The 4,598-nt window shown below is 63.4% G+C and carries 4 protein-coding genes; all 4 read left to right on the forward strand.

Translation table 11 applies throughout. The annotated features are described in order from the left end of the window. The first annotated feature begins 72 nt into the window (after positions 1-72). The 4 genes from WC683_19640 to WC683_19655 are packed head-to-tail and all read left to right on the forward strand — an operon-like array spanning position 73 to position 4,483. Complete coding sequence (locus tag WC683_19640; protein ID MFA4974820.1) at positions 73-696, forward strand: hypothetical protein; 624 nt, start codon at positions 73-75, stop codon at positions 694-696. Between the two features lie 9 nt (positions 697-705). Beyond that, positions 706-1,098: a hypothetical protein gene (locus WC683_19645; protein MFA4974821.1), complete on the forward strand. Its 393-nt coding sequence runs from the start codon at positions 706-708 to the stop codon at positions 1,096-1,098. A 38-nt stretch (positions 1,099-1,136) separates the two neighbouring features. Then, positions 1,137-2,477 carry a hypothetical protein gene (locus tag WC683_19650; GenBank protein ID MFA4974822.1) on the forward strand — a complete coding sequence of 447 codons (1,341 nt, stop codon included), beginning with the start codon at positions 1,137-1,139 and terminating at the stop codon, positions 2,475-2,477. Next, positions 2,474-4,483 (forward strand): hypothetical protein, encoded by a 2,010-nt coding sequence (locus WC683_19655; protein MFA4974823.1) that lies wholly within the window; start codon positions 2,474-2,476, stop codon positions 4,481-4,483. Before WC683_19650 ends, WC683_19655 begins: the two co-directional genes overlap by 4 nt. The last annotated feature ends 115 nt before the right edge of the window (positions 4,484-4,598 follow it).

Raw genomic sequence — 4,598 nt, forward strand, 5'->3', positions numbered from 1 at the left:
GCGACGCTCGCTCCGGTCCGGGTCGCTGGCACGGCTTACGCCGACGCCTCGACTGTCGTTGCGGCCGGCGACGTGGCGAACCTTTCGATGGATCTCGCCCGCCGGCTTCGCACGCTGCCCCAGGGCGCGACCGCAGACGATGCCGCCGATACTGCGGCCCTGAACCCCATGAAGATCGGTGCCGTCGTCGATCAGGTCGTCGTGGCGGCCTCCGACGCCGACATGGTCCACTTGATCACGGACCTGTACCGGCGGCTCCGGGTCGTTTCCGCGGCCTACGACGACGTTGCGGCGGCCGATCGGGTGAGCGCGAACACGACTGCGGACGACCGCGACGAGAGCGCCCAGGTCTGGGCGAACGAGACGTTGGCGGCGGTGACGCCCGTCTACTACCCCAGCTCGAGCGGGCAGGAGATCGGGAACCGGCCGTGGCTCACGATCCAGATCGGCATCCGCGACGGCACGCTGACCTTCGAGAGCTCGAACGACGGCACGGCCTGGACCGACGTCACGCGGATGGTCGTCGACCGCGGCCAGGGCGGCGGCGGGTACGCCTCGTGGATCGAGGTAGCAGACGCCGCGACGGTCTACTACCAGCTCGAGCTGACGGTTGGCGCGCGGTACGTGCGAGCGCTCTGGACGCCGGATGACGCGACCTCAACCATCATCATCAACGTCATGGCGCGAGCCGCGTAGGAGGCACCTGTGGACGAAAAGACGCTCTACCCCGAGAACTACGAAGAGCCCAAGGCCGAGACGAAGCCGGCGGTCGGTCGCGACACGACCGCCGCGCTCGCGCTCATCCGGGCCGCGGTGCCCGTGGGCGGGAAGCCGCTTCCGGTCGAGGCGGTCCGCAAGCTCGTCTGCGGCGACCAGCCGCAGTACACGACCGTGGCCCAGGGCCCCGACCCCTCTGAGGACATGCCCGCGGCGCTCGTGGCGCTCGCTGCCGGCCAGCCCGTCGTGGGCCCGGTCGCGACCGCAGGCTTCCTGCCCGAGGAGGTCGACGCGCTCGTCCTCCAGGTCATCGAGAAGCGCAAGCCCTCGTGGAAGCCGGCCGCCGTCGCCGCGCTCGAGGTCGAGGAGCTGGTGAAGTGACCGTTGGAGAGGTAATCCGCACGCCCGAGGAGCGGGCCATGGGCCTGCTCTTCAAGCTCGGCCACACGCTCACGAGCCGTGATGCCGTCGAGCGCGGCGGCGCGACCATCGTGGGCACCGGCACCACGTTCGGGCCGGATGGTATGACGCTCAACGGGAGCGGGAACCTGCTTTACAACGTAGCTGGTCCGCAGATTCTGCGGGCCACGCTGACGATCAAGATCGAGTTCACGCTGGGTTTTGCTCCAGACGATGGAATTGAACACTACTTCTGGCGGGTAAGCGCCGGGTCTTTGTACCATTTCTCTGTATTGAAGGGCGCTACTAACGCACTAATTCTATATTGCAACGGTGTCTTTCCGTTCTTCATTGCTTACGCTACGTGGAGTGCGGCGCTCGTCGCTGGAAAGAACACACTGACCATCTCGACGACTTCCGGGGTGTCGTCCGCGTGGTTGAATGGAACGCTTATTGATACGTCGGCAACTGCGTGGACGGCTCAGTTTAGATCTACTGTTCTTGCTATCGGCGCCTCGCATGGTAGCGCGAGCCGCTTCATTGGCACGATCCATTCCTTCGAGATCTACGGCTCTGTCGCCACCTCCACCGACGAGCCGCACCTCCGCGACGGCTCCATTGTCTCCGATATTGACCTCGACAAGTGCTTGGCCTACTTGCCGGGCAAGACCTACTACCGCAACGACGCCGGCCTGTTCGTGACCGACGTTGGCGGGCGAATCGGCGGCACGGCTCTGATGGGCTCGGACGGTGCGACGGCCGCTGCGTTCCCGAAGGTCGCTCGTGAGGCTGGGCTCGTGCGAGGCTTCAGCTTCGACGGTGGCGATCAAGTCAACATGGGGGACGACGATCGGTACTCGTTCACGGATGGGGCAGCGGACAAGCCGTTCTCTCTCGCTATGATCCTGAACGCTGCCAAAGGAACATCTTGGGGCATTCTCGGAAAGGGAACAAACTCCACAAATGGTGAGTGGTGGGTAGCGTACTCAGCTACGGGTTCTCGGCTGTACTTTGGTATCAGCGACAGTGTGGCCACAGCTTACATTGGAAGATATGGGACACTTCCCGCTGGATCGGCACGTAATCGTGCGGTGATCTGTACTTACGACGGGAGTGGATTGATTGGTGGGATACGGATTTACGTTGATTTTGCACGCTTTGATGATACCAACGCGCTATCTGGTGTATATGTCCGAATGCGGAATACGGCTATGCCGGTTACTGTTGGGGCCATAGTTGGTGGAGGGGTTGCTGGGCTTATTGGTTCTACCATCCTCCCCTCTATCTGGGATAAAGAGCTTTCTCCGCTTCAAGTGAAAGCCCTGACTGCTCGCCTGCTCCGACTTGCGAGGACGCCATGAGTGGCCTCAACAGCTTTTACGACTACCTCACCTCGCTCTCGCCTGCGATGGCGACTCTGCTCCTGCGCGGTGGTGTGGAGACGCTCGACAGCTACGCTCGGCCTCGCATCATCACTCCCGGCACGGCTGGTGTCGGCCTCGCCTGGCGGCGTGACAAGAAGGGGTACTACCTCGGGCAAGAGAAGTCGCTCACGGCTGGCGGCGGGTCGATCAGTATTGTTGATAGTGGTGCGGCGCCTGAGCTGCGAGCGACGAGCGGGACGATCTTCTGGACGGCGAAGGGTTTCGCGGCGGTTACAGGAAGCTCTCGTGTAATTGCTAAGGTAGATGGTGGCGGTGTCGCGTGGCAGCTAACTACCAGCGGAGCGAATCTAATAGCAATGACTGGTGGGTCTACTATGACTTCAGCCAGTTTGGCAGAGGCAAATTCTGTAGCGGTTCGATTCGTTACTAGCCAGGTTCCTGAGCTTTTCGCGGACGGTGTGTTTCGCGTGTTAGGCGTTGGGGCTTGTGCTCCTACTGCTGATGATGCTGATTTGTATATGGCAAATGGAAACACACTTGCTACTGGTTCCAAGGACAACGACTACGGCCTATTCATCCTCTTCAACGACGCCATTCGTGGAAAAGGCATTACAAACGAGGAGATCAAGAACCTCCACGAGCTGTGGAGGTCGATCGTCAGCGTCTTCGAGCCCAAGAAGACGATCTGGCTGCCGCGCAAGTCGAGCGAGATCATCACGCCCGCGGCGCTCGTGCAGCTCGTGGGCACGAAGAACGCGAGCTCACTCGTCCTCGACCAGTCGGGGAACGGCCGGAACGGGACGATCAGCGGAAGGGTGACGCAGTCGAAGGGGCCGTGCTGCACGCGCCATCAAGCGCACGGCGCTGGGAACCCGCTCATCGCCGCTGCGTCGGACACCTCGCTCTACCCGAACAGCTTCTCCCTCGAGCTCCAGTACAACGCCCGCTCTCGCGGCCAGTCGGACCAAGGCTGCCTCTGGTCGATCTCGGACGGCGGGACGACGCGGAGCCGGCTCTACCTGGGCGCGGCCAACGTCTGGTACTACGAGGTCGCCTACGCAGGCGCCACAGCTCGCTGGACGTTCACCGCGGGCCCGTACAACGTCGACCACATCCTGACCCTCACGCACGCCCGCTCGGCCGGCTCGGCGCCGGTCGTGAAGGTCGACGGCGAGACGGTCACGGTCACCCAGGCCGTCGCCCCGTCCGGTGCGCTCACGGCCGCGGCGGCGCCCATCGTGAACCGGCTCAACACCGCCGCGCTCGACAGCGACTTCGACGGCGCGCTCATCGAGGAGAAGGAGTTCGCCTCGGTCCTCTCGGACGCGGACGTGCGGGCGCTCTACGTCGCCCAGGCGCTTCGCTGCAACGTCCTCGCGCACCGGACCGACTACCCCGTCTCCGTGGCGGCTGTCGCGGCTGGTGGAAAAGTCGGCCCCTATCGGGTGCTCTCGGGCACACACAAGTGGGATGACGACGGGACGCGGCGCCGGCTGTTGGGGGTGACGGCGGGGTACTTCGCGTTGCGGGACTCGAGCCCGCAGGCTTACGGCGGTTGGTACTGCCGCGCGATGAAGGCGACCGATGCAGGTACCGTTCACATCCCACTCTCTGCGTCTGTTCCGAACAACAGCAGCTTTAGCGGTTATTCTATTCGATTCTCAAGCGCAGAAGCCGTAGAGCTGAATCGGTGGACAACGGGGGCTGTTGTCGTAGTTGCAAGTGCGGCGGCAGCCATCGTTGTTGGCACCGAGTACGAGCTGTTCGTCACCCGCAGGCCGCGTGACGGCTACTTCGTCGTCTGGATTCGTGGCGGCGCCTACGCGACCTGGACGAGCCTGCTGACCGACACCGACACGACGCACACGACGAGCAACTGCCTGGTCGGCTACCTCGACGCTGGCGGCACGCTGAGTGACGTTCGGCAATACCCCAATGGCTCCGGGCTCGTTCCGACCGACGTTCCTGGCCTTGAGGATTGATAGGAGAAGATGATGGACAACCCTACGATGATCCGCTCGATCGGTCAGGTCGCTGACGATGCCGCGAACGTCGCCACCGAGCTCCCGCTGAAGGTCGGTGCCGTCGCCGATGACG

It is taken from the genome of bacterium (assembly GCA_041648665.1).
Classification (GTDB): Bacteria; UBA10199; UBA10199; order 2-02-FULL-44-16; family JAAZCA01; genus JAFGMW01.

Coding starts and splice junctions, on each gene's coding strand:
- WC683_19650 (MFA4974822.1), top strand. CDS start 1,137: ATGGGCCTGCTCTTCAAGCTCGGCCACACGCTCACGAGCCGTGATGCC.
- WC683_19655 (MFA4974823.1), top strand. CDS start 2,474: ATGAGTGGCCTCAACAGCTTTTACGACTACCTCACCTCGCTCTCGCCT.